The sequence below is a fragment of the Alteromonas sp. ABH4_456 genome, from assembly GCF_056160645.1.
The window spans coordinates 143956-167317 of record NZ_JBSWXO010000006.1 but is presented as its reverse complement, the minus strand read 5'-3'; the positions used below and the strand labels follow the sequence as shown (position 1 = coordinate 167317).

Sequence of the window (23362 nt, the reverse complement as noted above, 5' to 3'; positions counted from 1 at the left end):
CTCTTGTTAGATGATGCGGGGTGTTTGTCAGACGTTTTCTGATTCCAGGAAGTCCTGAGCAAAGCGCTGCAACACACCGCCAGCGGAATAAATGGAAACTTCCTCAGCGGTGTCTAAACGGCATTTCACTTCTGCTTTGTCCGTTTCGCCGCCGGCGCGATGGATGATTAACGTCAAAGTGGCGCCGGGTGAAATATCCCCCTCTACATCGAAGGTTTCAGTACCGTCGATATGCAGGGTTTTGCGTGTTGTGCCCGGCTGGAATTCCAACGGCAATACACCCATACCAATCAGATTGGTGCGGTGTATGCGCTCAAAGCCTTCTGCCACAATCACTTCCACACCAGCAAGCCTTACGCCTTTTGCTGCCCAGTCACGGGATGACCCCTGACCGTAGTCAGCACCCGCTACAATGATCAAAGGCTGCTTGCGGTTCATGTAGGTCTCAATGGCTTCCCACATGCGTACCACTTTTCCTTCCGGTTCGATGCGCGCCAGTGAGCCCTGAACCACTTCACCGTTTTCCGTTACCATTTCATTAAACAGCTTCGGGTTCGCTAACGTAGCGCGCTGGGCGGTTAAATGGTCACCCCGGTGGGTGGCGTAGGAATTGTAATCCTCTTCCGGTACGCCCATTTTTGACAAATATTCACCGGCGGCACTTGACGCCAGTATGGCGTTTGAAGGTGATAGGTGGTCAGTGGTGATGTTATCGCCCAGCACGGCAAGGGGACGCATGCCTTTCATCGTACGCTCTGCTGCCAGCGCACCTTCCCAGTAGGGGGGACGGCGAATATAAGTGCTCTTCGGACGCCATTTGTAAAGCGGATCCAAATCCTTGCCATAGTCGACTTTCAGATCGAACATGGGCTCGTACACTTGTCTGAACTGCTCAGGCTTAACCGCGCTGGCGACAATAGCATCAATTTCTTCATCTGAAGGCCAGATATCTTTCAGCGTGACCGGGTTACCGTCACTGTCTGTACCCAGCACATCTTTTTCGATATCGAACCGCACTGTACCAGCAATGGCATAGGCCACAACCAGCGGCGGAGAGGCTAAAAATGCCTGCTTGGCATAGGGGTGAATACGGCCGTCAAAGTTCCTGTTTCCTGACAAGACAGCAGTGGAATATAAATCACGCTTAATGATTTCTTCCTGAATCTTCGGATCGAGGGCACCGCTCATGCCGTTACAGGTGGTGCAGGCGAACGCGACAACACCAAAGCCCAACTGTTCCAGTTCAGATAACAGGCCGGCTTCTTTCAGGTAGAGTTTTACTGTTTTAGAGCCCGGCGCCAGCGAGCTTTTTACCCAGGGCTTTCTGATCAGTCCTCTGGCATTGGCATTGCGGGCAAGCAATCCGGCGGCAATAACATTGCGGGGGTTGCTGGTATTGGTACATGAAGTGATAGCCGCAATAATGACTGCGCCATCCGGCATTTTGCCATTTTCCTGTTCAACATGACCGGCAATGCCTTTACTTGCCAGGTCTGCCGTCGCCAGTCTTGCATGAGGATTAGACGGGCCGGCCATATTTCTGCCTACCTTCGACAAATCAAAGGTCAGTATCCGTTCATATTCCGCTGTCGCCAGGTCATCAGCCCAAAGGCCGGTGGCTTTCGCGTAAGACTCAACCAGCTCAACCTGTTTGTCTTCACGACCGGTAAGCTTCAGGTAGTCGATGGTTTGCTCATCAATATAAAACATGGCAGCTGTGGCGCCGTATTCCGGCGTCATGTTTGAAATCGTTGCGCGGTCGCCCACGGTCAGCGCCGACGCGCCTTCGCCGTAGAATTCCAGATAAGCAGATACAACACGCTCTTTACGCAGGAATTCTGTCAGCGCCAGTACGATATCAGTGGCGGTAATACCGGGTTGTGGTTTGCCGGTTAATTCTACGCCGACAATGTCAGGCAGGCGCATATAGGAGGCGCGGCCCAGCATGACACTTTCTGCTTCCAGGCCGCCAACGCCCACGGCTATGACCCCAAGTGCGTCAACATGAGGGGTGTGACTGTCTGTACCGACCAGGGTATCAGGAAAGGCAACGCCGTCTCTGGCGTGGATCACAGGGGACATTTTTTCCAGGTTGATCTGGTGCATGATGCCGTTACCCGGGCCAATCACATCCACGTTTTTAAACGCCGTTTTGGTCCAGTTAATAAAGTGAAAGCGATCGTCGTTACGGCGGTCTTCCACTTCACGGTTTTTTTCAAAGGCTTCCGCTTCAAAGCCTGCATGTTCTACAGCCAGTGAATGGTCGACAATCAGTTGAGTCGGTACGACGGGGTTCACTTTAGACGGATCGCCGCCCTTCTCAGCGATAGCATCCCGCAATCCGGCTAAATCGACCAGTGCGGTCTGGCCCAGAATATCGTGGCAAACCACGCGGGAGGGGAACCAGGGAAAATCGAGGTCGCGCTTGCGATAAATTAACTGCTCCAGTGAAGCAGTGAGGTGTTCGGGCTGGCATTTTCTTACCAGGTTTTCCGCCAGCACTCTGGACGTGTACGGCAGCTTTTCATAAGCCCCCGCTTTAATGCTGTTTACGGCTTCACGGGTATCGTAGAAATCTAACCCGGTCTTTAAAAAGGGTTTGCGATAGTCCATATTCATAGTCGGTCTTCTCCGGCAGGCAAAGGCGGGCTGTGGCGGCCCGCCCGCAGCGCATCAGCGTTGTTCGATGGGGGTAACGGGACGTAATTCTTCGCCGGTATATTCGGCAGACGGACGGATGATGCGGTTATCCGCCCGTTGCTCCATCACGTGGGCAGCCCAGCCGGTGAGTCTGGACATAACAAAGATTGGTGTGAATAACTTCGTCGGGATCCCCATAAAGTTATAGGCAGAGGCATGGAAGAAATCGGCATTACAGAATAGTTTCTTTTCACGCCACATCACTTCTTCACAGCGCACAGATACCGGATAAAGCACTTTATCACCAACGTCTGCAGCCAGTTTTTCTGACCAGCCTTTGATGATTTCGTTGCGCGGATCGGATTCACGGTAAATGGCATGACCGAAGCCCATGATCTTCTCTTTGCGGGCAAGCTTACCCATCATCTGTTCTTCAGCATCGTCCGCCGAGGTGAAGCCTTCGATCATTTCCATGGCTGCTTCGTTTGCGCCGCCGTGCAACGGGCCGCGCAATGAACCGATTGCACCTGTAATGCAGGAATGCATGTCTGACAATGTGGAAGCACACACTCTGGCAGTAAAGGTGGAAGCGTTGAATTCATGTTCCGCGTAAAGGATCAGGGAAACATGCATAACCTGCTCGTGAAGTTCACGGGGCTTTTCACCATGCAGCATGTGTAAGAAGTGAGCGCCGATGGAGTCATCATCAAGTTCGGTATCAATGCGTACGCCATCGTGACTGAAGCGGTACCAGTAACAGATGATACTTGGGAAACAAGCCAGCATGCGGTCGGTGACTGCAGCCTGCTCAGAAAAATCCTGTTCCATTTCAAGGTTGCCCAGTACCGAGCAGCCGGTGCGCAACACATCCATCGGATGGGCATCTTTGGGGATGCGTTCGAGGACTTCTTTCAGCGCTTGTGGCAACCCGCGCTGGCTTTTCAATTTTGCTTTGTAAGCTGCCAGTTCGCCGGAGTCCGGTAATTTTCCTTTCAGAATAAGATGGGCGACTTCTTCAAACTGACAATGATTTGCCAGGTCTTTCACATCATATCCGCGATACGTCAGTCCTGAGCCTGACTGACCAACGGTGGAAAGTGCTGTTTTGCCTGCAACTTGTCCGCGAAGTCCGGCGCCGCTTAATTCTTTAGCCATGATCTTGTCTCCCGATTTTCATCGTGTGTAGGGTCAAATGTGGTGTGTTATTAATTTCGTCGTATTACGCCTTTGACTTTGAAAACAGCGCGTCGAGTTTTTGCTCGTAATCGTGATATCCCAGATAGTCGTACAGCTCCATGCGGGTTTGCATAGTATCGACAACTGCCTTCTGGTCGCCATCGGTGAGAATGCTCTGATAAACCCGTTCAGCGGCTTTATTCATTGCGCGGAAAGCACTTAAAGGATACAGCACCATGTCAGCACCCCATTCTCCGAGCTGCGCTTTATTCCATAATTCGGTTTTGCCAAATTCGGTGATATTGGCAAGAATGGGCACATCCAGCGCCTCAGCAAACGCGCGGTAGTGGGCTTCGGTTTGAATGGCTTCTGCGAAAATGCCGTCAGCACCTGCTGCAACATAGGCTTTTGCCCGTTCAATGGCTTTTTCCAGCCCTTCCTGTGCGAAGGCGTCTGTACGGGCCATAATGAAAAAGTCAGGATCGGTGCGGGCGTCAACCGCTGATTTGATCCGGTCGACCATTTCCTCTGTGGACACGATTTCTTTGTTAGGGCGGTGACCACAACGTTTCTGCGCCACCTGATCTTCCATGTGTACCGCCGCTGCACCGGCCTTTTCCATATCACGAATGGTTTTAGCAATATTAAAAGCGCCGCCCCAACCGGTGTCGATATCTACCATCAGGGGTAAATCACAGGCAGAGGTAATGCGCTGCACATCAACGAGCACGTCGTTTAATGACGTCATACCGAGATCCGGCAAGCCGTATGAGGCATTGGCTACGCCGCCACCGGACAGATAAATTGCCTGATGACCAATTTGTTTTGCCATCATGGCGGTGTACGCGTTGATGGTACCGACAATTTGCAACGGCTTGTTGTCAGCTAACGCCTGACGGAATTTCTTACCTGCACTGTGCATGAACTGTTCTCCGGTTAACTCTGTGATGTGATAAGTAACTTGCGTTCGATATTGTTTTTCGAATACAAAATGTGTCTGCGCATGAGTATTTCAGCCAGCTCACCGTCACGGTTTGCAATGGCCTGAACAACGTGACGATGTTCGTCGTAAGCGGTGGTGACGCGGGGACCGGCCATACCAAACTGCACGCGGTACATGCGCACCAGATGATAAATACCGTCAATTAAAACGGTAATCAGGTGGGTGTTTTTACTGCCCAGAACAATGCGGTAATGAAAGTCCACATCGCCGGCTTCCTGATAATAAGACTCGCCGCCTTTTACCTCGTCAAAATGATCGTTGAGCAGGCCTTGCAGCGCGTTAATGTCCTGATCTGACATATTCTGTGCTGCCAGCCGCGCCGCCATGCCTTCAAGTGCTTCCCGTACCTGATACAGCTCAATTAAACCTTGCGGTGTGAGAGTCACGACCCGGGCACCGACATTGGCCTTGCGTTCTACCAGATGGCTGGCGGTAAGACGGTTTATTGCTTCACGGATAATGGCCCGGCTAACGTCGTATTTTGTCGACAATTCGGTTTCACTTAACTTGGAACCTGACGGAATGACCCCTTCAACAATGTCGTTGCGAAGCTTGATAAACGTGCGATCCGCCTGTGTAACGGGGCTTTCAAAAGCGAGTTCCATAAACCTGTCAGTCACAATAAATATGCCTAAAGTGTCGACAATGTAGGCGGTTTTGGAGAGATAGTCAACCAAATGGTGGTCGATTGTCGACAATCCCTGATACTCGTTTAAGTCGGATTGTTGCGAGGACATGAGATAATGCGTATTCTGCCTTCGCCACAAAATGAAACTATGAAGGTGATCTCAATCTTCTGGCATTGCGGCAATAAATATAAAAAAATTTAGTAGTTATAATAAGGATGTATATGTATAAAATTATTGGAATGGCTGCATTTTTGATGCTTACACTAAATCTTGCCGGATGCGCAGGTTTGGGCAATATGAAGGAAATTGAATTTAGAGAAGCTCCGGAACAAAATCAGGCTACAGTAAACTTCGTTCGCCGTTCTATCTTCATGGCGGATGGGGCAAATAGTGAAGTGTGGGATGGTGATGAATTTGTTGGCACACTTAAAGCTGGTACGTTGATTCAGTATCAGACTACGCCGGGGAAACATACTTTTATGGTTAGTCTGCAAGGCCATTGGGCTGTTGCTGAAGGTGAACTGGAAGCAGGTAAGAGTTACTATCTTAAACTCAACCTCACAGGCTGGGGGCCGATCATATTGGGCGTGGCAGACTCTATGGATTCCAGAATTGAAGAGTGGAATACAATGAAAACTGTAGCCAGAGATGATGCAACTTCAAAACCTGTGCCGCCGAAATACATTGAGCAGGCGCGGGCAACGCTTAAACGTGTTGAAGATGGTAATGCGAACGTAACTCATATCACGAGTGAACATGCCAGATAGTTTACCCGGATAAGTTGTCGTTACTTGAGGCCTGCTTTTAAGCAGGCCTTTTTTTTAATTTATACTTTTAAGTGATACTACGGTTCAGGACACCTTTGCGGCCCGCTTATTTAGAATAGCATCACCTGCGTTAGCAGGTAGTTTTGCGCTGTCTATGAGCGCAAGTAAAGAGACTGCGGCCATCATGTAAAAGGTCAGGCTGAAATCAAATACTGACGGATTTTCCGTTGAGGAGCCGGTGATCACGGTGGCCAGCGCAAGGGCGAGGGCACCGGTGGTGATACCCAGACCACGTGTCATCTGCATGAGTACAGCACCTAAGGTATTGGCATCCCGCATTTCATTCTGCGGAATATCTGCGAAGCTGATGGTATTCAGAACGGTGAGGTGCATTGAGCGGTTCATGCCGCTGATAAACAGTACCAGCGCCATTAACCATGACGGAGTGGAAGCATCAAACTGGGCGATAGCGGCGAATCCGGCGGCAATAAATACAGTATTGGCCAACAGTACAGTGCGGAATCCGAATGTATTCATGATCCAGGTTGTTGCCGGCTTGATGGCCAGGTTACCTGCAAATAACCAGAGCAACAGCGTACCGGCTTCTACCGGTGTGAATCCCAGCGCCAGTTGGAGCATCAGGGGAATAAGAAACGGTGCGCTGGATAAGCCTATCCGGATTGCTGAACCGCCGATAACGGTTATTCTGAATGTGGCTACAGACATCGCCTTCAGTGAAAAAAGCGGGCCGGGTGAAACAGCCATGTGTCTGAAAGTGAGAATTAACAGTACGAGTCCGCATGAGGTGAGAAGGCCGGGCACCAGCAGAGAGTCAGGCCGGCCGCTGAATGATTCCAGTCCCGCCATGAACAGGCCGAAACCAATCCCGCTTAAAAGAAATCCCGTGACATCGAAGCGGTGCGGCTCACTTTTATGGTTTTCAATCAATACCATGCCTATGGCCAGAGCGATGATGCCAAGGGGGACATTCATTAAAAATATCCAGTGCCAGCTGAATGTCTGCGCTATCCATCCGCCCAGCACAGGGCCGATGAGCGGTGCAGCGAGGGCAGGCCAGGTAAGGATTGCCATGCCTCTTACAATCTGATTTTTCGGTAACGCCCGTAATACAACAAGCCGGCCTACGGGCACCATCATGGCTCCGCCGAGTCCCTGTAAAATTCGGGCTCCGGTGAAAGTATACAGGTTTGTACTGATGGCACAGAGTACCGAAGCAATCACGAATACACAGATTGCCGCACAAAAAACCGTTTTGGGACCCAGCCGGTCAGCCGCCCAGCCGCTGATGGGAATGAAAACCGTCACGGCTACCAGATAGGCTGATATGCCTACGGACAAATGGGCGGCAGCAACATTGAAGTCGGCAGCAATGATGGGCAGTGCTGTACTGATCACCGTTGCGTCAAGAATTTCCATAAACAGTGTGGCGGCAACCAGTAGTGCGGTTGCTGTTTTGCGGTCAAATTTACTCATTATTTCCGTTTAAATTTTTGGTCAGCCGTCGTTCTGACGACGCAATTGATAAGCATCTCTGTAGATACCACGGGCAGCTTCTTTCGCTAACTCTGCGACTTCACGGACTGATGCCTGAGTAAAAGTTACTGCCGGAGCCGTGATCCCCACTGCTGCCACGACAATGCCGCGGTTGTCCCGCACCGGCACCGCCAGACAACGCACATTTTCATTCAGCTCCCGTTCGTCGACGGCGTAGCCGAGAGCCGTAATGCGCTGAAGTTCCCCTTCCAGGCTGGCTTTGTCTGTTATCGTGTAAGCGGTATGTCGTTCCAGCGGATGCTCTGCAATATATAAATCCAGATTCTCTCTGTACAAAAAGGCCAGAAACACCTTGCCGGTGGACGAACAGTGCATCTGAGCCTGTCCGCCGGGACGTTTCGATACCATCAGCGGGTTCGGGCTGTCGACAACTTCCACGATCAGCACTTTCCCGTTATTGGGTACCGCAAGGTGTGCAGTATGACCACTTTTCAGTGCAAGCCGCTGAATGTGCGGGATTGCAAGCTGATGCATATGGTCTGCATTGATCATATGTAAACCAAGGCGTGTCAGTTCATTTCCGCAGCGGTAAATTTTTCCTTTTTTCTCCAGCATCTGCTCATGGCAAAGGGTACGCAGCAACCGGAACAGCGTCGTGCGTGGTAAATCGAGCTGCTGCTCAATGTCGTGCATGGTCATGCCCTGTGAGGAAGCTGCAAGTATGCGAAAGATCTGGCAGGCGTGAGTTACGCTGGGGATCAGGTATTTATCCATTATTCACCTTTTGTGCGTCTGCGGCCATGTCAATTTCGCTCCGGTGCAATGACATTCAAAAGAACCGCCCCGAAGGCGCTCTGAATCCGCAGAAACACTATTGTACATGTTATTTCATAAGACGCCGACATTGCTGACAGGATTACCTTTGAGAGGATTTTTCCATATATGAAACGAAACGGCGAAACACACCGCCGGGCGTTTACTTTGGCGGGAATTATCGCCACCATTTCCGCCATAACTTTGTTTGGAGATTTTCCATGCGTATTGCATTAATGAATGAATTTAGTCAGGCGTCCAAAAACGCCGTTGTACTTGAACAACTTGAGTCTGTGGCTGCTGAGCAGGGTCACGAAGTGTTCAATGTGGGAATGAAAGATGACAACGACCACCGTCTGACTTATATCCATCTGGGTATTATTTCCGCTTTATTGCTGAACAGCAAAGCGGTTGATTTTGTTATTTCAGGCTGCGGTACAGGGCAGGGCGCGCTGATGTCACTGAACGCCTGGCCGGGTGTTGTTTGTGGCTATTGTATCGATCCCGCTGATGCCTATCTGTTTGCCCAGATTAATAACGGTAACGCGCTGGCATTGCCTTTTGCTAAGGGTTTTGGCTGGGGTGCAGAACTGAATGTGCGCTATATGTTCGAAAAAGCGTTTACCGGTGAGACCGGGCTGGGTTATCCGCCGGAGCGTCGTGAATCACAGAATGCCAATGCCATCATTCTGAATGATGTGAAGGCGGCGACAAACAAGCCAATCCTTGAAGCACTGGCAGCCTTACCTGAAGACTTACTGAAAACGGCAACCGGCGGTGCGCAGTTCCAGGAATGTTTCTTCAGCAACAGTCAGGACGAAGCGCTGAGTGCCTTTGTTAAGGAAGTGGTAAACAGTTAATCCACGCAGCGGACAAAATAAGTTAAAAATTATCTGGTCCGGAAGTTAAAGCCGGAAATAAATAAACCGGATAATAAGTAACTTAAAAAACGACTACTCATAAAAAATGCTGGCACTGCCAGCATTTTTTATGAGTCTGTATCCGACCCGGATAAGCTGACGCTTACATGATCTCGAAGGCGCGGATGACCCGTGTAACACCATTTACGTTACGGGCAATGTCGACCGCATAGGTGCCTTCCTGATTTGTAACTCTGCCCATTAAGAACACTTCGCTGTTCTGAACAATCACCCTGACCTGCAAAGAAGGAACCCGCTCGTCGGCAACCAGCTTGGTTTTTACTTTTGATGCCAGCCAGATATCGTTGGCCTGTGTCGAGGCGTCAATGGGCATTGCCTGGCGGATCTGGTTGTGTACTTTTTTAACGTACTCTACTTTCTCCACACCGGCTATGGCTTCATCGATGAGGATCTGACTGGGAGCCTGTCCTGTGATGAGGGCGACACCGTTGTAAATATCGACCTGAAGATTTGCCCCTTTCTTCAGCGCTTCACTTTTGGACCACTGATAGGACACCTGACCTTCTGCTGTCTGGTCGTCCAGCTGGGTACCTACTGTTCGCCGGTCATTGGCGACTTTTGCTGTCAACGCGCCGGCTGCGCCAACGGCCACCACTGCGCAGCCCTGAACGCTGCTGAGCAGAGAAAATATAACCAGAGCGGATGCTGCCTTCCTTGTACTACACCACATTAATGTTCGTCTCCGTGATCTGCAGGGAATAATATATCATCTATACATTCACATAAATTGTGAATCACAAGTAGATGAACTTCCTGAATTCGCGCCGTTCTGTTAGACGGCACCCTGATTTCAACATCATGCTCACTGAGGAACCCGGCCATTTCACCGCCATCTTTTCCGGTCAGTGCGACGATAGTCATATCCCGGGAAAGTGCGGCTTCCACGGCTGCAATGATGTTTCTTGAATTGCCACTGCTGCTGATGGCCAGCAGGATATCACCCGGTTGACCGAGTGCACGTACCTGACGGGCAAACACTTCATCATAACTGGCGTCATTAGCGATGGAGGTCATGGTTGAGGTATCGGTATTCAGTGCGATGGCCGGCAGGCTGGGACGATCCCTTTCAAACCGGTTAAGCATTTCCGATGAAAAGCGTTGCGCTTCGCTGGCCGAGCCGCCGTTACCACAACTCAGAATTTTATTTCCTCTGATCAGCGCATCAACCATCATATACGCGGCTTTACCAATAGCTTCCGGTAATACCTCGATAGCAGAAATCTTGGTTTGAATACTCTCGGTAAAATTTTCTTTTATTTTTTCTATCATAGTATTTCACTGAACGTCCGCGGGCGTTCACGTTCAGCGAACCACTCACGGTTTTCACACATTCTTAAGCCATTGTAACTTATCACCATCCAATGCTACCACATCCACTCTTGCGAGTGTGTGTATCGGGTTAAGACCACATGACAGTATATAATGTTCAAAGGTGCGTTTGACTTTTCTGAGCTTGGAAGGCGTAACAAACTCTGCAGCGCTTCCGTAGCCGTCGTCATCGCGATACTTTACTTCAATACAGACTAGGGTGTCATTTTCCCGCATCACCAGATCCAGTTCGCCGGTTTTCGCAGTGTAATTTGAGCACAAAAAAAGCAGGCCCTGTCCTTCGAGGTAGTGGCGGGCTGTTTGCTCAGCCCGTAAACCGGTATCTCTGGCAGTGGCCATAATATCAGTGTCCCGGTGCGGCAGCCTTTCCTGAGGAGAGCATTTGAACCGCTTCGTTGCTGATCACTGCCTGGGGCAGGGTACGAACTACATCGCCCTGACTGTTAATGCTGAGTGTACCGGTTAATCCGGACAGTTTCGTTTGCGGTAAAGCCATCATGGATGGCATGTAAGGAAGCAGATTATACGCGTCTACACCGAAGGCGAACAGCCTGGACATTTGCGTTGAACGCTGTGGCCAGAGGGTTTCTGAGCGGCTTTGCAAGGTTTGCCATTGATGCTGTGGCAACATCCAGGGCATGTCCAGGAAGCGCACATTCTGCAAATCACGCCACTGGTTTTTGGTGTCATCATACTCAATAGAACGGGAGGTGGCGAAAACCGGCACTGTCTGCCCGTTGAAAGGGCTCAGGCTGGCTTCTACCATGGGGTTCAGCAATTCAGTCTGCTCAGGCGATGCAAAAACAATGATGGCGTCTACGTCCCGGCGGTTGCGGGGCACGTTGTACAGTTTTTCGTTAACCATGTACTCAATCTGCTTAATTCTGTCGTGACTTTGAGCCACGTCCAGCGACTGAGTAATGCCTTCACGCAGGCTATTGCTGTCGGTAAATTGCACGGTGGTTAATTTAACCTGTTTTCCCTGTGCTTTATTGCCATTTAATTCCTGCCAGCGGGTAGTGAACGCAGTTTCCATACGTTGATTGATGCTGTTCCGGGCAGAAACGACGATTGGCGTTTTAAATCCGTTCTGGTAAATATAATCAGCAAGCTGGGTTGCTTCATCTTCCGGTGCAAGGGCAAAGAAAGCGTGCTGACTGTTGGCTGCGGGCTGAAGATTAAGGGCATTCCTGGCCTGTTCAGTGATGTCTGCCAGCGAAGGGACATCGGACGTCAACGTATTACCTGTTACGCTTTGCTGGTTATCACTGGCTGCTACCGCGTCGGCGCGGTTAAGGGCTAGCAGGTGAGTGCCGGCAGGAATACGGTGCATAATGCCTTCGACATTTTCCTTCAGTAGCGGTCCAATCACCCATTTGTAGCCATGAATTGCGCTAAGCAATTCATCCGCTGTTTTGTTCTGTGTATCAATAAAGTTCAGTGATACCGGCTGTTCACCGGCGCGCAGAGCGCTGGCCTGGTCGTAATAAGCAGAAAGCAAACCTTCTTTAATTGTTGTGCCCGTTGCGCCAAGTTTGCCGCTTAAAGGCAATAATACGGCAACTTCCCGGGGGTGCTCTGTGCGTAATTCCGCACCGGCAACGACACTGGCGGGTATATACTCACTAACAGGATGTCCGCGATAAACCTGATTGAACTGAACCAGTGCGCGGCTCAAGCCTGCCGGAGATAAACCTTCCGTTGCTGCCAGGTCATACAGAGCAAGGTAAGGCCGGAGAGTGGCTGAGGAGGTCTGAGCCTGTTGTCGCTGAGACGGTGTGGCACGGTTAACCAGTGCCCAGATTTTCTCCACACTTTCTGCAGAAGGCTCCAGTGATTCTGCATACGCTTCTGCTGCTCCCGTCCAGTCATGCTTTCGCTCAAGTATCGTTGCACGCAGCGCCTGCTGACGGCGCTTCAGATCACCGGCTGTAGCAAGAGGAGACAGCAGTGACAGTAATTCGTCATCGCTGGCAGCGTCATCGCCGTTATACAAAGTTGCAATCAGGAAATTCAAACGAAGGCGGTTTTCTTCTGCTACGCCATCTTCTTTTAATGACAGCAGTATTGCCTGTGCTTTATTGCTTTCATATTCTTGCAGGTACAGGTCTGCGGCATCAAGCAGATAGCGGTTACGCTGAACGGCATCATGGTTGTCCTCCCATGCAGACCGCGCTTTCTTAATCAGCGACTCCGGAGAGTCGTCTATGTTCACTACAGGTAACTGAGTGTTTGATTCAACCGGCGTGCGGGATTGCACGGTTTTAGGTGTACTGCCACAACCGGCGAGTACTAACGCGCTGGCAATGAGAGTGAGTTGTGAGAAGCGGAGGCAACCTGCAGACAAATTCACCGAAAATTCCTTCTGATGAGAAACCACGTCAGTGTAACGAAAACACACAGAAAATCTATGTTTGCAGCGATAAACTGTCCCTTCGTCATGCTACAATCCGGATACAACAGCTCCTGCCAGGCTGCCCGACGGGCTATGCATCCGCTGCGCCGGTTTCAGCGCCGCCGCTAATGTCAGTTACCTGCGCTTTTTATTTTGTATGAGATAACACTATGTCTGAATCTGCAACGCTTTATATTGTTCCCACTCCGATTGGCAACCTGGATGATATTTCACCCCGGGCATTAACCGTTTTGTCGGAAGTGGACTGGATTGCAGCAGAAGATACCCGGCATACTCATAAACTGTTGCAGCACTTTTCCGTGAATACACGCACGCTGTCATTGCATGAGCATAATGAAGATAAACGCACTGCCATGTTATGCCAGCGTTTAAAAGACGGGGAAGCTGTTGCTCTGGTCAGTGATGCCGGTACGCCTCTTATCAGCGACCCGGGGTTTATACTGGTTCGCCGGTGCCGTGAAGAGGGGATCCCTGTTGTGGCATTACCCGGCCCTTGTGCCGCGATAACCGCGCTGAGTGCTTCCGGTTTGCCCACCGATAAATTCATGTTCGAAGGCTTTTTGCCACCCAAAACCGGACCGCGTAAACAAGTACTGGAAGGGTTGAGCGAACGGACATTCACAACGGTGTATTACGAGGCGCCAAGACGGGTACTGGATACTGTACAGGATATTTGTGAGACCCTTGGCGAACACCGTCATATTGTACTGGCAAAGGAGTTGACCAAGACCTTTGAGACTTACGTTGATGGTGCAGCAAAGGATGTGGCTGAGTGGCTGCAGGAAGACCCGGTGCGTCAGAAAGGGGAATTTGTACTGATGATCAGCCCGGCTGCTGCTCAACAAAAAGCGTTGCCGCCGGAAGCATTATCGCTGCTGGCATCACTCAAGCCGTTGCTGCCGCTGAAAAAAGCGGCAGCCATTGTTGCGGAACACTACAACCTTAAAAAGAATGCACTGTATCAGGCTGGTCTGGAGATGGACGGGGAATAACCGGAAAACGGAGAAACATCCATCACAGATGAAGATTATTGATCCGCAGTTCATGCATGTGGATACAAATCTTCATAGTAATCAAGGAAAACAGGAGCGACCATGATTGAAAAGACGTTGTCTATCGAAATCAACAAGGGAACATGGATGCTCGACGTAGTGGCCGAGCGTAATGATGACGGTGTTTATGATCTGATTTACCCGCATAAAGAAGCGAAGATCCATGTGCACGAAGAGCACATGTACGGGCTGGAGTACAGTATCAGTGCTCCGGAAGGGACGGAGTTTAAGATTCTGCTGGACGGAGAATTGCTGCTGGACGACCGCGTCAGCCACACCGGTATCTGCCGCGGTAGCTGTGTTATCTAAACCTCGTTCTTTTTCACCAGGGCGTCACGGATTTCCTGCTTTGAGCCCGCCGGCGGAAGTTCAGCTTGCAGGCATAAAAAAAGACTGCTGACTTCTCAAGGCAGTCTTTTCGTTTATTGCCGGCGCGTTTTAAGACAAACGGCCTTTAAAATCTTCGTAGCTGAACTGACGGATCAGATCAAAGGTTCCGTCTGACCGCAGTATGCCAATCCCCGGATGCTCAACACCGTTGAAGAACGTGGTTTTCACCATTGTATAATGGATCATGTCTTCAAACTGCAATCGGTCACCAATTTCCAGCGGTTTATCAAAGGAATAGGTGTCAATCACATCACCCGCCAGACAGGAATTACCGCCTAAACGGTAGTCGTGAGCTTTTTCGCCCGGTTCACCGGCACCCAAAATGGCAGGACGGTAAGGCATTTCAAGAACGTCCGGCATGTGTGCAGTGGCGGAAATATCAAGAATGGCAATTTTGCCTTCATTCTCGACAATATCGACTACTTCGGCGATCAATGGTCCGGTCTGCCAGGCAACGGCAGAACCCGGTTCCATAATTACATCGAGGTGAGGATAACGGGCTTTGAAGTCTTTCAGCGTTGCAATTAAATGATCAACATCATAACCAGCACGGGTCATCAGGTGACCACCGCCCAGATTGAGCCATTTCAGTGACGGCAGCCATTTAGCGAACCGTGCCTCAATGGCCTTCAATGTGCGCTCAGTGGCGAAGGAATCACACTCACACAGGTTGTGACAATGAAAACCTTCAATACCTGTCAAATCCACACCTTCAAGCTCAGAAGCACGGATCCCCAGGCGGGAGCCGGGGGCAGCCGGGTCATATAACGGGGTATCAGCTTCCTGATGTTCAGGATTGATACGTAAACCCATGGATATGCCGCCCAGCGCTTCACGGTGGGTATGCCACTGATTGATGCTGTTAAACGAGATATGGTTGACCAGATTTTTCAGCTCAGCAATATCAGCCTGCTTGTAAGCCGGAGAGTAAGCATGGACTTCTTTGCCCATCTCTGCGGCCAGTTTAGCTTCCCATACTGAGCTTGCTGTTGCACCGTGCAGGTAAGGTTTGATGATGTCAAAGCTGGACCACATGGAGAACCCTTTGAGCGCAAGAATAATACGCACGCCGGATTCATCCTGAACACGCTTCATCAACGTCACATTACGAATTAACTTTTCCTCTTCCAGCACATAGCAGGGAGAAGGAATATCATTTCGCTGTGTTAAATCAGTCAACCTGTTGTCTCCAATTAACGTTTGAACGGACTTTCGTCACACTCAATAACATGCCACGGTAAACCGTGAATGTTCAGCTGCTCCATGAACGGATCCGGATCAAATTGCTCCATGTTCCATACGCCTGGCGCTTTCCACTTGTTCTGCAGCATCATCATTGCGCCAATCATTGCCGGTACACCGGTGGTGTACGATACGGCCTGAGCGCCCACTTCTTCGTTACAGACTGCGTGGTCACAGTTGTTGTAGATGAAGATAGTTTTCTCTTTGCCGTCTTTCACACCGGTAATATAGGTACCGATACACGTTTGACCTGTGTAGCCTTCAGCCAGTGAACCCGGGTTAGGTAATACCGCTTTCAGGAACTCCAGAGGGACAATTTTCTGACCCTGGAAATCAACAGGCTCAATGCTGGTCATACCGATACCTTCAAGCACGCGCAGATGATTCAGGTAAGCATCACCGAAAGTCATCCAGAAACGGGCACGTTTCAGGGTAGGGAAGTGCTTAACAATCGATTCCAGCTCTTCGTGGAACATGAGGTAAGACGCACGGACACCAATGTTCTGGTAATCCAGATCTTCACGTACGCTCAATGGATCAGTTTCTTTCCATTCGCCATTTTCCCAGAAACGGCCGCGCTGAGTGATTTCACGGATATTAATTTCAGGGTTAAAGTTAGTCGCGAATGCCTGACCGTGGTCGCCGCCGTTACAGTCGACGATGTCCAGATAATGGATTTCATCAAAGTAGTGCTTTGCAGCGTAAGCGGTGTATACGTTCGTTACGCCGGGATCAAACCCTGAGCCTAACAACGCCATAATGCCGGCATCTTTGAACTTATCCTGATAAGCCCATTGCCAGCTGTATTCGAATTTAGCTTCGTCTTTGGGTTCGTAGTTCGCAGTATCCAGGTAATCTGTTTTGGTTGCCAGACACGCGTCCATGATTGGCAGATCCTGATACGGCAGTGCCAGATTGATCAGCAAGTCAGGCTTTACTTCGTTAATCAGTTTTTCAACTTCAGCAGCATTGTCTGCATCAACGGCATAAACCGCTTTTACGCGATCCGCACCGACTTCTTTTTGCAGGGCTTCGCACTTGGATACAGTACGGCTGGCCAGATAAATTTCATCAAAATATTCTGGCAGGCGGGCACATTTTTTCACTGTTACAGCGGCAACACCGCCAGCACCAATAATTAAAACGCGAGACATATTTTTATTTCCCGTGACGTTAGGTAAATTTGCGCTGAATGCTAGCAGACATCAACTTTTTGGCAAGCAAAGTTAGCCGGTAACCAGCAATTTTTCAGCCCGGAATTGGCGGGGATACCACAATCTTTTTCCCGACCCGGAAGTAGGGATACAGTAGCATAGTTTCATCGCCGTTTGGATGACCGGCATTGATGGCAATGGCGTTGAGTTGTTTGTGTCTGTCTGTGGTAACGGTAGCGGCGTATACCAGCACACTGTAGCTGTCGGTGTCAGTGGTGGTATCGATGATTCGCCATTGAAGCTGTTCGATAAGGTAACTTTCATTTTCGCCGTGGCAACGGTCGTCGGCAAACAGGCAGCCGACGCGGCCATCTTCATAAATTGCAGCAAAAGGATACAACGCGCTGCAGTGAGGAAGCATAAGTTCACAAAGATGAAGTGAGCGGTTAACCAGCAATTGCAGTGGTTCGGGCAATTGTTGCGGATTATTAATCAATCTGGTTCTCCTGATAAAACGTGTTGATTTTTAAGTGTAAAAATTCAACTAAAAAGATAACCCTGCGCATAATCTTTTAGCAGACAGAATATGTGCATTGAAACGGAGAAAATGCCCGTACAGATCACATCACCGTGCGCCCTGAAGACCTCCAGTATGCACTAATACCACAACAGAACCAGAGGAAAATTGACTGTTGGCAATCATATCTTTAACGGCAGCAAACATTTTCCCTGAATAGACCGGCTCAACAGGTATGTTGTAGCTGCGCTGCATATCATTACAAAACGCTTTCAGTTCTTCCGGCGCTTTGCCATAACCACCGCAATGATACTGATGATGAATTTGCCATGCAGGCATCGCGGTGTCCGGCGGAAGCAGGCTCTCTACCAGAGATTCAAGGTACGCTTCACCTTTCAGCACTGCAATGCCTGTTGCGCTCTGTGTTTTTTTTAGTGCGGTAATTAACCCTGCCAGGGTCGCGCCGCTGCCTACGGGGACGATGACATGGTCAAATTCCACATCACATTCTTCAATAATCTCTGCCACGCCTTTCAGCGCGAGATGCTGACTGCCACCTTCCGGAATAATTACTGAACCGGGATAACGTTGAGATAAAGACGAGAGCCAGTCAGGATCATCCCGCAGTTTGTAGGTTTTCTTATCAACGAAGCGGATGTCCGCCTGCCAGCGATACAAATCTTCCAGCATGGGAGTAAGGTTCGCTGAGTAATCTCCCCGCACAATTGCCGTGAATGGTAAACCTGACAATGCACATAAAAAGCCGCAGGCATGAAGATGATTAGAAAAGCCGCCACCAAAACTGATGATGCGTTCGCAACCGGCTGGCAGAGCATCGAAGGTATATTTCAGCTTTCGCCATTTATTACCTGATATAACCGGATGGATGAGGTCATCCCGTTTTATATACAGATTCAGTTTTTCCGCACCCGGCCAGTCAGGGTGGAATGGTTGCAACGGTGAAGGCAGCAATAGCTCTCCGGTATCGTGCAGAGAAATTGGTGAGGTCATTAATACAAATTGTTCTGAACAGCTACATTAACAGATGTTAATGAATGATCAGGCCGGGTGCAAAGCTTGTAATCACTATTAGTTACCTGTTCCGGATAACGGAGGTTGCCCATGTTTACGAAAACGGCCGGTGCGCTGGCATTGTCGGTATTTATGTATTCTGCCGCTGCAGATCCAGTTTCTGATCCAGAGAGAGGCTTCTGGCCGGACAAAGCAAAACTGGCCGGAGAATCACGGCTCAGCTATCTGTTCTGGGATGTATACGACATCAGATTGTTTACCGCTGATGGCAGCTGGCAGGATAAGCGACCGTTCGCCCTTGAGCTCACCTACCTGCGCGATTTTAACGGCAAAGACATTGCAGAGCGGTCGGTGAAAGAGATGAAGGGGCAGGGGATCTCTGACAAAGCCGTTCTCGAACGCTGGGAAAAGGAAATGAAAGCGCTGTTTCCTGATGTTGAAGAGGGGGACCGCCTGACAGGGGTGGCTGACAGTCAGGGAAATACACAGTTTTATTATAACGACGAACCGCTGGGCAAAGTTGAGGAAGAAGCGTTTACTGACGCATTTTTTGCTATCTGGCTGGCGGAAAACACCTCAGAGCCTGCTGTTCGCAAAGCCCTGACCGGAGAGAGAAAATGAAATCAGTTTTACGTATTTTAGTTGCTGTTACCTTTGTTACAGGACTGGCAGGTTGCGCCGGCGCGCCTGAGGGCGATACCTACCGTCAGCAAACGCCTGCATTCGATTTGTATCAATTTTTCAGCGGTGACGTTAAAGCCTGGGGCATTGTGCAGGACCGTTCTGGTGAAGTGGTGCAGCGCTTTATCGTCGATATAAATGCCCGTCAGGAAGGCGATGTACTCATTCTTGAAGAGGCCTTCACTTATCAGCTCGGTGACGGCGTGAAAAAGCGCACCTGGCGCATTACTCCGCAGGGAAATGGCCGGTACGCCGGTGAAGCGGGCGATATTCTGGGCACCGCAAAGGGCACCAGTTACGGCAATGCCTTCAACTTTACCTACAGCATGGATTTGCCTGTTGACGACACCACCTACGAAGTTGCTTTTGATGACTGGTTTTTTGGCATGTCTGAAGACACCATGATGAATCGTTCTTATATAAAGAAATTTGGCATCACCATGGCGGAAGTGACTATTTTTATGCAGAAGCAATAGAGCTTTATAACTGCAAAGTCCTGCATGCTGTTCTATACCGGTAAGCGGCGACTTAAATTTCAGTCGTCGCCAGCTGATGGTGCTTTAAAGTGAAAGAATAGTGGCACTTACTACAGTTCCGGTGGTAGCGTACTTTCAGTTCAAATTAACTCCCGCAAAAGTATAAAATGAAACTGAATGAATACGGACAGCCTGTTGGCGATGCTTTGCCAGACTGGCGACCTGTGGAGCCGCCTGCAGCATTACGCATTGATGGCAAGTTTTGCTGTCTGGAACGTCTCGATGCACAACGTCATGCTGAAAGTCTCTTCCATGCTTTTCAGCAAAGTGATGACGGGCGGAGCTGGACCTATTTACCTTACGGACCGTTTGAGTCATTGCAGGAATACCGCGACTTTCTGCTTAGCATACAGGCTAAAAAAGACCCTTATCAGTTTGCCATAATCGATAAAGTCTCAGGTCGTGCAGCCGGTACCGTTTCTCTGATGAGAATCGATGTGACAAATGGCGTAATCGAAACCGGCCATCTGGTCTATTCACCTTTGATGCAGCGCACGGCGATTTCTACAGAAGTGATGTCTTTGCTGCTTGAATATGTGTTCATCACACTCGGATACCGCCGGCTGGAATGGAAATGCGATGCATTAAATGCCCCGTCCAGAGCAGCAGCGGAGCGTTTCGGCTTTACTTTTGAAGGCATTTTCCGCCAGATGCTGGTCTCACAGGGGCGAAATCGTGATACCGCATGGTATGCGATCCTGGATTACGAGTATGCAAAAATGCGGGCCGGATATGCAGCCTGGCTTGCGTCTGATAACTTCGATGCAGCAGGGCGACAAAAGCAAAGATTAGCTGAGTTTCTTCAAAACTAAAGGCATGTGTTTGACGGCTGTTTAAGTTCCTCCGTTTGCCGGGATTGATCCCGTAAAACAGAGACCGGTACATAAACTGGCAAAAGCTTTCCCTCACCGGCATGCGGAGAAGGGAAGCTTTTGAGATTAGAGAGAAGACCCCTTACTAAACAGCTATCACAGCTGCTCTGATATACTGCCTGCACCGGAAGCACTGCGGGCGATGTTATCGGGCAAGGCATAAGCTATGACATAGTCACCCACCGGCGTTTCCATAAAATGGTGGCCGCCTGCCATGATCACCAGATACTCTTTGCCGTCCTGTTCATACACCATCGGATTGGCCTGAGCGCTGGTGGGAAGTTCATCCTGCCATACCGTGTCACCGGTATTAATGTCGATAGCACGGATAAGCCCGTCAGTGGCTGCCGCAATGAAAATCAGATCACCGGCTGTCACTACTGCGCCACCGTTGTTTGGTGTGCCGATATTAATTGGCAGGTGAGAGGCAATACCGAACGGACCATTATTACGGGCGGTACCAAGAGGTCTGTCCCACAGGGTTTTGCCGGTGGCGATATCAATGGCACGGATCCCTCCGTAAGGCGGTTCTTTACACAGTAATCCGGTAAATGGCAGGCGCCAGCCAGCATTCACATCAATGCCGTAGGGCGTGCCTACTTGTGGATCGCCTGCACCTTCAGCGCCGCCTGCAGGACCACCGAACTTTTCATTCTCTTCTGCACGGGTCAGCCAGCCTTCTTTATCAACTATGTCGCGGGGAACCAGTTTGTTATACATGGGCATATCATTGTAATTGGCAATCATAACGCCGCGCTCAGGGTCGATAGCTACACTTCCCCAGTCAGAACCGCCATTGTAGCTCGGATACTGGATCCAGCGTTGATTGACAGTGGGAGGCGTATACATACCGTCATAAGCGGCTTCCTGAAACTGTATGCGGCATGCCAGTTGATCAAATGGAGTGATCCCCCACATATCCTGCGCTGTCAGCGGTGGTTTGCGCAAAGCATGATATTCACTTACCGGCTGCGTGGCTGAGCGCTCTTCCGGCTCCACACCACCCTGAGCCACAGGTTTTTCAGTCACCCCGGTGAGAGGCTTGCCTGTTCTGCGGTCAAGCACATACAAATCGCCCTGTTTGGATGGCAGCATCAACGCAGGCACCGTACCGTTTTCAACAGGGAAGTCGAGCAGAGTAACCTGAGAACCTAAATCATAATCCCACACATCGGCATGCACGGTCTGAAAATGCCAGACGGGCTTACCGGTGTTTACATCAATAGCGACCAGTGAGCTTGAATATTCATGCTCTTCTTTGCGGCGCATGGAGCTGTAGTAATCAGCAGTTGAGTTACCCATAGGCAAATAAACCAGACCAAGTTCGTTGTCGCCCGTACCTGTAGTCCACATGTTCGGTGTACCTCGGGTGTAGGTTTCACCCTCAGGAGGAATGGTGTCTATGTCCGGGCGAACCATATCCCATGCCCATTTCAGTTCGCCGGTCACTGCATCGTAGGCCTTAATGACGCCTGACGGTTCGTAGCGGGCTTGTCCGTCGATAACCTGATGGCCGGTGATAATCACTCCCTGAACAATGTTTGGCACACCGGTAATGGCTACATAACCGTCGGGAGTTTCTCCCATATGTTCCTTGATGCTTACCTGGCCGTGGTCGCCAAAATCTTCGCAAGGTTTGCCGGTATCCGCATCCACTTCGATAATACGGCCGTCCAGGGTGCCTTCGACAATACGGGCTTTACAGGTTGTCTGTCCTTCTGTCATCGCACTGGCCGGTGTTTCGTAGTACGCCACTCCGCGGCAGGCGGCAGTGTAAGGAATGTCTTTTTGATCCAGCCCGGCATCGTACTTCCAGATTTGCTTCCCGGTTTTACTATCCAGTGCAAACATATTGTTCAGGCCAGAGCACAGATAAAGCCGGTCGTTCACTTTGATAGGCGTGGTTTCCGCTCCCCAGCTTTTTACATCCATCTCGCCGGTTCTGAACTCCCAGGCTCGGGTGAGGCCGGATACGTTACCTGTATTAATTTGTGTGAGGGGAGAGTACCGGGTAGCTGCATTATCGCGTCCGTAGGCCGGCCAGTCTCCGCTGGCAGGTTGATCCGCTTTATCAAGCTGACCGGTGTAAGTTGAAAAAGAGTTTTTTGCCATAGCGGGAACGGCATCGTATTGATTAAAGCCGTAGGGAACAAAAGCGAGGGCAAAGGCTACAACAAAAATTGCCACAGATGCGCCGGCATACGTGTAAGACAACGTTTTACTGAATGGTTGTTTTAACCGGGGCATGGTTAAGGCGACCAGGAGCGCCAGCACCATCACTACATCAAGCCTGGGTACCCAGCGCCAGTAGTCCAGCCCGGATTCCCATGCGGACCATAAAACAGTGCCCAGCACAACCAGGCCATACATCCACACACCGGCACGTGATTGTCTGGCCAGAAGAAAAGCAGATATCAGCATGCCAATACCCGCAAGAAGATAGTACCAGCTGCCACCTGCGGCAGCGAGCCAGCCACCGCCAACAAGCAATGGCAGACCGCATAAAACCAGCAGGGAAGACACAAATAATGTGTACTTGCTGGCAGAAGTCTGACTGGAAGTCGTCACAGTAAAATCCTTCTTAAAAATTGTAAGAAAAGGCCTCTGATGCAGAGGTCTGAAACAGGGCGCGCACAGAACGACGCGACGGGAAGCGG

At 50.2% G+C, this 23362-nt stretch carries 22 protein-coding genes; 7 read left to right on the top strand and 15 right to left on the bottom strand.

What is annotated here, in order from left to right; all coding sequences use genetic code 11:
- Nucleotides 1-27: 27 nt before the first annotated feature.
- The 4 genes from acnD to ACXAG2_RS11595 all read right to left on the bottom strand — a co-directional run bounded on the left by acnD (nt 28) and on the right by ACXAG2_RS11595 (nt 5424).
- Entirely contained in the window at nt 28-2619 is a 2592-nt protein-coding gene (gene acnD, locus ACXAG2_RS11610) for a Fe/S-dependent 2-methylisocitrate dehydratase AcnD (protein WP_474867137.1), read from the bottom strand.
- A gap of 54 nt (nt 2620-2673) precedes the next feature.
- Nucleotides 2674-3795, bottom strand: a complete 1122-nt coding sequence (prpC, locus tag ACXAG2_RS11605; RefSeq protein WP_119502274.1) for a bifunctional 2-methylcitrate synthase/citrate synthase — start codon at nt 3793-3795, stop codon at nt 2674-2676.
- A 64-nt stretch (nt 3796-3859) separates the two neighbouring features.
- Nucleotides 3860-4738 (bottom strand): methylisocitrate lyase, encoded by an 879-nt coding sequence (gene prpB / locus ACXAG2_RS11600; protein ID WP_119502273.1) that lies wholly within the window; start codon nt 4736-4738, stop codon nt 3860-3862.
- A gap of 14 nt (nt 4739-4752) precedes the next feature.
- Complete coding sequence (locus ACXAG2_RS11595) at nt 4753-5424, bottom strand: GntR family transcriptional regulator (protein ID WP_474867258.1); 672 nt, start codon at nt 5422-5424, stop codon at nt 4753-4755.
- 245 nt (nt 5425-5669) lie between these two features.
- On the opposite strand from ACXAG2_RS11595, the gene ACXAG2_RS11590 reads away from it, so the two are divergent.
- The gene (locus ACXAG2_RS11590) at nt 5670-6215 is read left to right on the top strand and encodes a hypothetical protein (protein WP_303572795.1); all 546 of its coding nucleotides are present in this window, start codon (nt 5670-5672) and stop codon (nt 6213-6215) included.
- A gap of 84 nt (nt 6216-6299) precedes the next feature.
- Here the strand turns inward: ACXAG2_RS11590 and ACXAG2_RS11585 are convergent, their stop codons facing one another.
- Together ACXAG2_RS11585 and ACXAG2_RS11580 are read right to left on the bottom strand one after the other, a co-directional pair.
- Nucleotides 6300-7709 (bottom strand): MFS transporter, encoded by a 1410-nt coding sequence (locus ACXAG2_RS11585; protein WP_474867135.1) that lies wholly within the window; start codon nt 7707-7709, stop codon nt 6300-6302.
- Between the two features lie 21 nt (nt 7710-7730).
- Nucleotides 7731-8504, bottom strand: a complete 774-nt coding sequence (locus tag ACXAG2_RS11580; RefSeq protein WP_474867133.1) for an IclR family transcriptional regulator — start codon at nt 8502-8504, stop codon at nt 7731-7733.
- Between the two features lie 260 nt (nt 8505-8764).
- Between ACXAG2_RS11580 and ACXAG2_RS11575 the strand changes: the two genes are divergently transcribed.
- Entirely contained in the window at nt 8765-9403 is a 639-nt protein-coding gene (locus ACXAG2_RS11575) for an RpiB/LacA/LacB family sugar-phosphate isomerase (RefSeq protein ID WP_119502269.1), read from the top strand.
- Between the two features lie 163 nt (nt 9404-9566).
- Here ACXAG2_RS11575 and ACXAG2_RS11570 read toward each other — a convergent pair whose 3' ends face one another.
- The 4 genes from ACXAG2_RS11570 to ACXAG2_RS11555 are packed head-to-tail and all read right to left on the bottom strand — an operon-like array spanning nt 9567 to nt 13166.
- Nucleotides 9567-10154: a BON domain-containing protein gene (locus ACXAG2_RS11570; RefSeq protein WP_119502268.1), complete on the bottom strand. Its 588-nt coding sequence runs from the start codon at nt 10152-10154 to the stop codon at nt 9567-9569.
- Nucleotides 10154-10753 carry a phosphoheptose isomerase gene (locus tag ACXAG2_RS11565; protein WP_119502267.1) on the bottom strand — a complete coding sequence of 200 codons (600 nt, stop codon included), beginning with the start codon at nt 10751-10753 and terminating at the stop codon, nt 10154-10156. Before ACXAG2_RS11565 ends, ACXAG2_RS11570 begins: the two co-directional genes overlap by 1 nt.
- A 54-nt stretch (nt 10754-10807) precedes the next feature.
- Nucleotides 10808-11152 (bottom strand): YraN family protein, encoded by a 345-nt coding sequence (locus ACXAG2_RS11560; RefSeq protein WP_349588611.1) that lies wholly within the window; start codon nt 11150-11152, stop codon nt 10808-10810.
- A 4-nt stretch (nt 11153-11156) separates the two neighbouring features.
- Nucleotides 11157-13166, bottom strand: a complete 2010-nt coding sequence (locus ACXAG2_RS11555) for a penicillin-binding protein activator (RefSeq protein WP_474867131.1) — start codon at nt 13164-13166, stop codon at nt 11157-11159.
- Between the two features lie 212 nt (nt 13167-13378).
- Between ACXAG2_RS11555 and rsmI the strand changes: the two genes are divergently transcribed.
- Both rsmI and ACXAG2_RS11545 read left to right on the top strand, forming a co-directional pair.
- Nucleotides 13379-14221 carry a 16S rRNA (cytidine(1402)-2'-O)-methyltransferase gene (rsmI, locus tag ACXAG2_RS11550; RefSeq protein ID WP_474867129.1) on the top strand — a complete coding sequence of 281 codons (843 nt, stop codon included), beginning with the start codon at nt 13379-13381 and terminating at the stop codon, nt 14219-14221.
- 102 nt (nt 14222-14323) lie between these two features.
- Nucleotides 14324-14590, top strand: a complete 267-nt coding sequence (locus ACXAG2_RS11545; RefSeq protein WP_303572802.1) for a hypothetical protein — start codon at nt 14324-14326, stop codon at nt 14588-14590.
- 129 nt (nt 14591-14719) lie between these two features.
- Here ACXAG2_RS11545 and nspC read toward each other — a convergent pair whose 3' ends face one another.
- The 4 genes from nspC to ACXAG2_RS11525 all read right to left on the bottom strand — a co-directional run bounded on the left by nspC (nt 14720) and on the right by ACXAG2_RS11525 (nt 18595).
- Complete coding sequence (gene nspC / locus ACXAG2_RS11540; RefSeq protein ID WP_474867126.1) at nt 14720-15850, bottom strand: carboxynorspermidine decarboxylase; 1131 nt, start codon at nt 15848-15850, stop codon at nt 14720-14722.
- 14 nt (nt 15851-15864) lie between these two features.
- The gene (locus tag ACXAG2_RS11535) at nt 15865-17067 is read right to left on the bottom strand and encodes a saccharopine dehydrogenase family protein (protein ID WP_119502261.1); all 1203 of its coding nucleotides are present in this window, start codon (nt 17065-17067) and stop codon (nt 15865-15867) included.
- A 94-nt stretch (nt 17068-17161) separates the two neighbouring features.
- On the bottom strand, nt 17162-17563 hold the full coding sequence (locus ACXAG2_RS11530; protein ID WP_119502260.1) for a hypothetical protein: 402 nt from the start codon (nt 17561-17563) through the stop codon (nt 17162-17164).
- A 129-nt stretch (nt 17564-17692) separates the two neighbouring features.
- Nucleotides 17693-18595 (bottom strand): 1-aminocyclopropane-1-carboxylate deaminase/D-cysteine desulfhydrase, encoded by a 903-nt coding sequence (locus ACXAG2_RS11525; protein ID WP_474867124.1) that lies wholly within the window; start codon nt 18593-18595, stop codon nt 17693-17695.
- Nucleotides 18596-18706: 111 nt separating this feature from the next.
- Here ACXAG2_RS11525 and ACXAG2_RS11520 point away from each other — a divergent pair, with 111 nt between their 5' ends.
- The 3 genes from ACXAG2_RS11520 (at nt 18707) to ACXAG2_RS11510 (ending at nt 20645) form a co-directional block, all read left to right on the top strand.
- Nucleotides 18707-19237: a chalcone isomerase family protein gene (locus ACXAG2_RS11520; protein ID WP_474867121.1), complete on the top strand. Its 531-nt coding sequence runs from the start codon at nt 18707-18709 to the stop codon at nt 19235-19237.
- Entirely contained in the window at nt 19234-19773 is a 540-nt protein-coding gene (locus ACXAG2_RS11515) for a DUF3833 domain-containing protein (RefSeq protein WP_474867118.1), read from the top strand. Before ACXAG2_RS11520 ends, ACXAG2_RS11515 begins: the two co-directional genes overlap by 4 nt.
- 167 nt (nt 19774-19940) lie before the next feature.
- Entirely contained in the window at nt 19941-20645 is a 705-nt protein-coding gene (locus tag ACXAG2_RS11510; protein WP_474867115.1) for a GNAT family N-acetyltransferase, read from the top strand.
- A 156-nt stretch (nt 20646-20801) separates the two neighbouring features.
- Here the strand turns inward: ACXAG2_RS11510 and ACXAG2_RS11505 are convergent, their stop codons facing one another.
- Complete coding sequence (locus ACXAG2_RS11505; RefSeq protein ID WP_474867113.1) at nt 20802-23273, bottom strand: membrane-bound PQQ-dependent dehydrogenase, glucose/quinate/shikimate family; 2472 nt, start codon at nt 23271-23273, stop codon at nt 20802-20804.
- Nucleotides 23274-23362: the final 89 nt, after the last annotated feature.

What these genes read in the sequence shown, in the direction of transcription:
- ACXAG2_RS11545 (WP_303572802.1), top strand. Translation starts at nt 14,324, where the DNA reads ATGATTGAAAAGACGTTGTCTATCGAAATCAACAAGGGAACATGGATG.
- ACXAG2_RS11575 (WP_119502269.1), top strand. Translation starts at nt 8,765, where the DNA reads ATGCGTATTGCATTAATGAATGAATTTAGTCAGGCGTCCAAAAACGCC.
- prpB (WP_119502273.1), bottom strand. Translation starts at nt 4,738, where the DNA reads ATGCACAGTGCAGGTAAGAAATTCCGTCAGGCGTTAGCTGACAACAAG.
- ACXAG2_RS11535 (WP_119502261.1), bottom strand. Translation starts at nt 17,067, where the DNA reads ATGTCTCGCGTTTTAATTATTGGTGCTGGCGGTGTTGCCGCTGTAACA.
- ACXAG2_RS11580 (WP_474867133.1), bottom strand. Translation starts at nt 8,504, where the DNA reads ATGGATAAATACCTGATCCCCAGCGTAACTCACGCCTGCCAGATCTTT.
- ACXAG2_RS11515 (WP_474867118.1), top strand. Translation starts at nt 19,234, where the DNA reads ATGAAATCAGTTTTACGTATTTTAGTTGCTGTTACCTTTGTTACAGGA.
- ACXAG2_RS11590 (WP_303572795.1), top strand. Translation starts at nt 5,670, where the DNA reads ATGTATAAAATTATTGGAATGGCTGCATTTTTGATGCTTACACTAAAT.
- ACXAG2_RS11595 (WP_474867258.1), bottom strand. Translation starts at nt 5,424, where the DNA reads ATGGAACTCGCTTTTGAAAGCCCCGTTACACAGGCGGATCGCACGTTT.
- ACXAG2_RS11560 (WP_349588611.1), bottom strand. Translation starts at nt 11,152, where the DNA reads ATGGCCACTGCCAGAGATACCGGTTTACGGGCTGAGCAAACAGCCCGC.
- rsmI (WP_474867129.1), top strand. Translation starts at nt 13,379, where the DNA reads ATGTCTGAATCTGCAACGCTTTATATTGTTCCCACTCCGATTGGCAAC.
- ACXAG2_RS11570 (WP_119502268.1), bottom strand. Translation starts at nt 10,154, where the DNA reads ATGTGGTGTAGTACAAGGAAGGCAGCATCCGCTCTGGTTATATTTTCT.
- ACXAG2_RS11520 (WP_474867121.1), top strand. Translation starts at nt 18,707, where the DNA reads ATGTTTACGAAAACGGCCGGTGCGCTGGCATTGTCGGTATTTATGTAT.
- prpC (WP_119502274.1), bottom strand. Translation starts at nt 3,795, where the DNA reads ATGGCTAAAGAATTAAGCGGCGCCGGACTTCGCGGACAAGTTGCAGGC.
- acnD (WP_474867137.1), bottom strand. Translation starts at nt 2,619, where the DNA reads ATGAATATGGACTATCGCAAACCCTTTTTAAAGACCGGGTTAGATTTC.
- ACXAG2_RS11565 (WP_119502267.1), bottom strand. Translation starts at nt 10,753, where the DNA reads ATGATAGAAAAAATAAAAGAAAATTTTACCGAGAGTATTCAAACCAAG.
- ACXAG2_RS11585 (WP_474867135.1), bottom strand. Translation starts at nt 7,709, where the DNA reads ATGAGTAAATTTGACCGCAAAACAGCAACCGCACTACTGGTTGCCGCC.
- ACXAG2_RS11525 (WP_474867124.1), bottom strand. Translation starts at nt 18,595, where the DNA reads ATGACCTCACCAATTTCTCTGCACGATACCGGAGAGCTATTGCTGCCT.
- ACXAG2_RS11510 (WP_474867115.1), top strand. Translation starts at nt 19,941, where the DNA reads ATGAAACTGAATGAATACGGACAGCCTGTTGGCGATGCTTTGCCAGAC.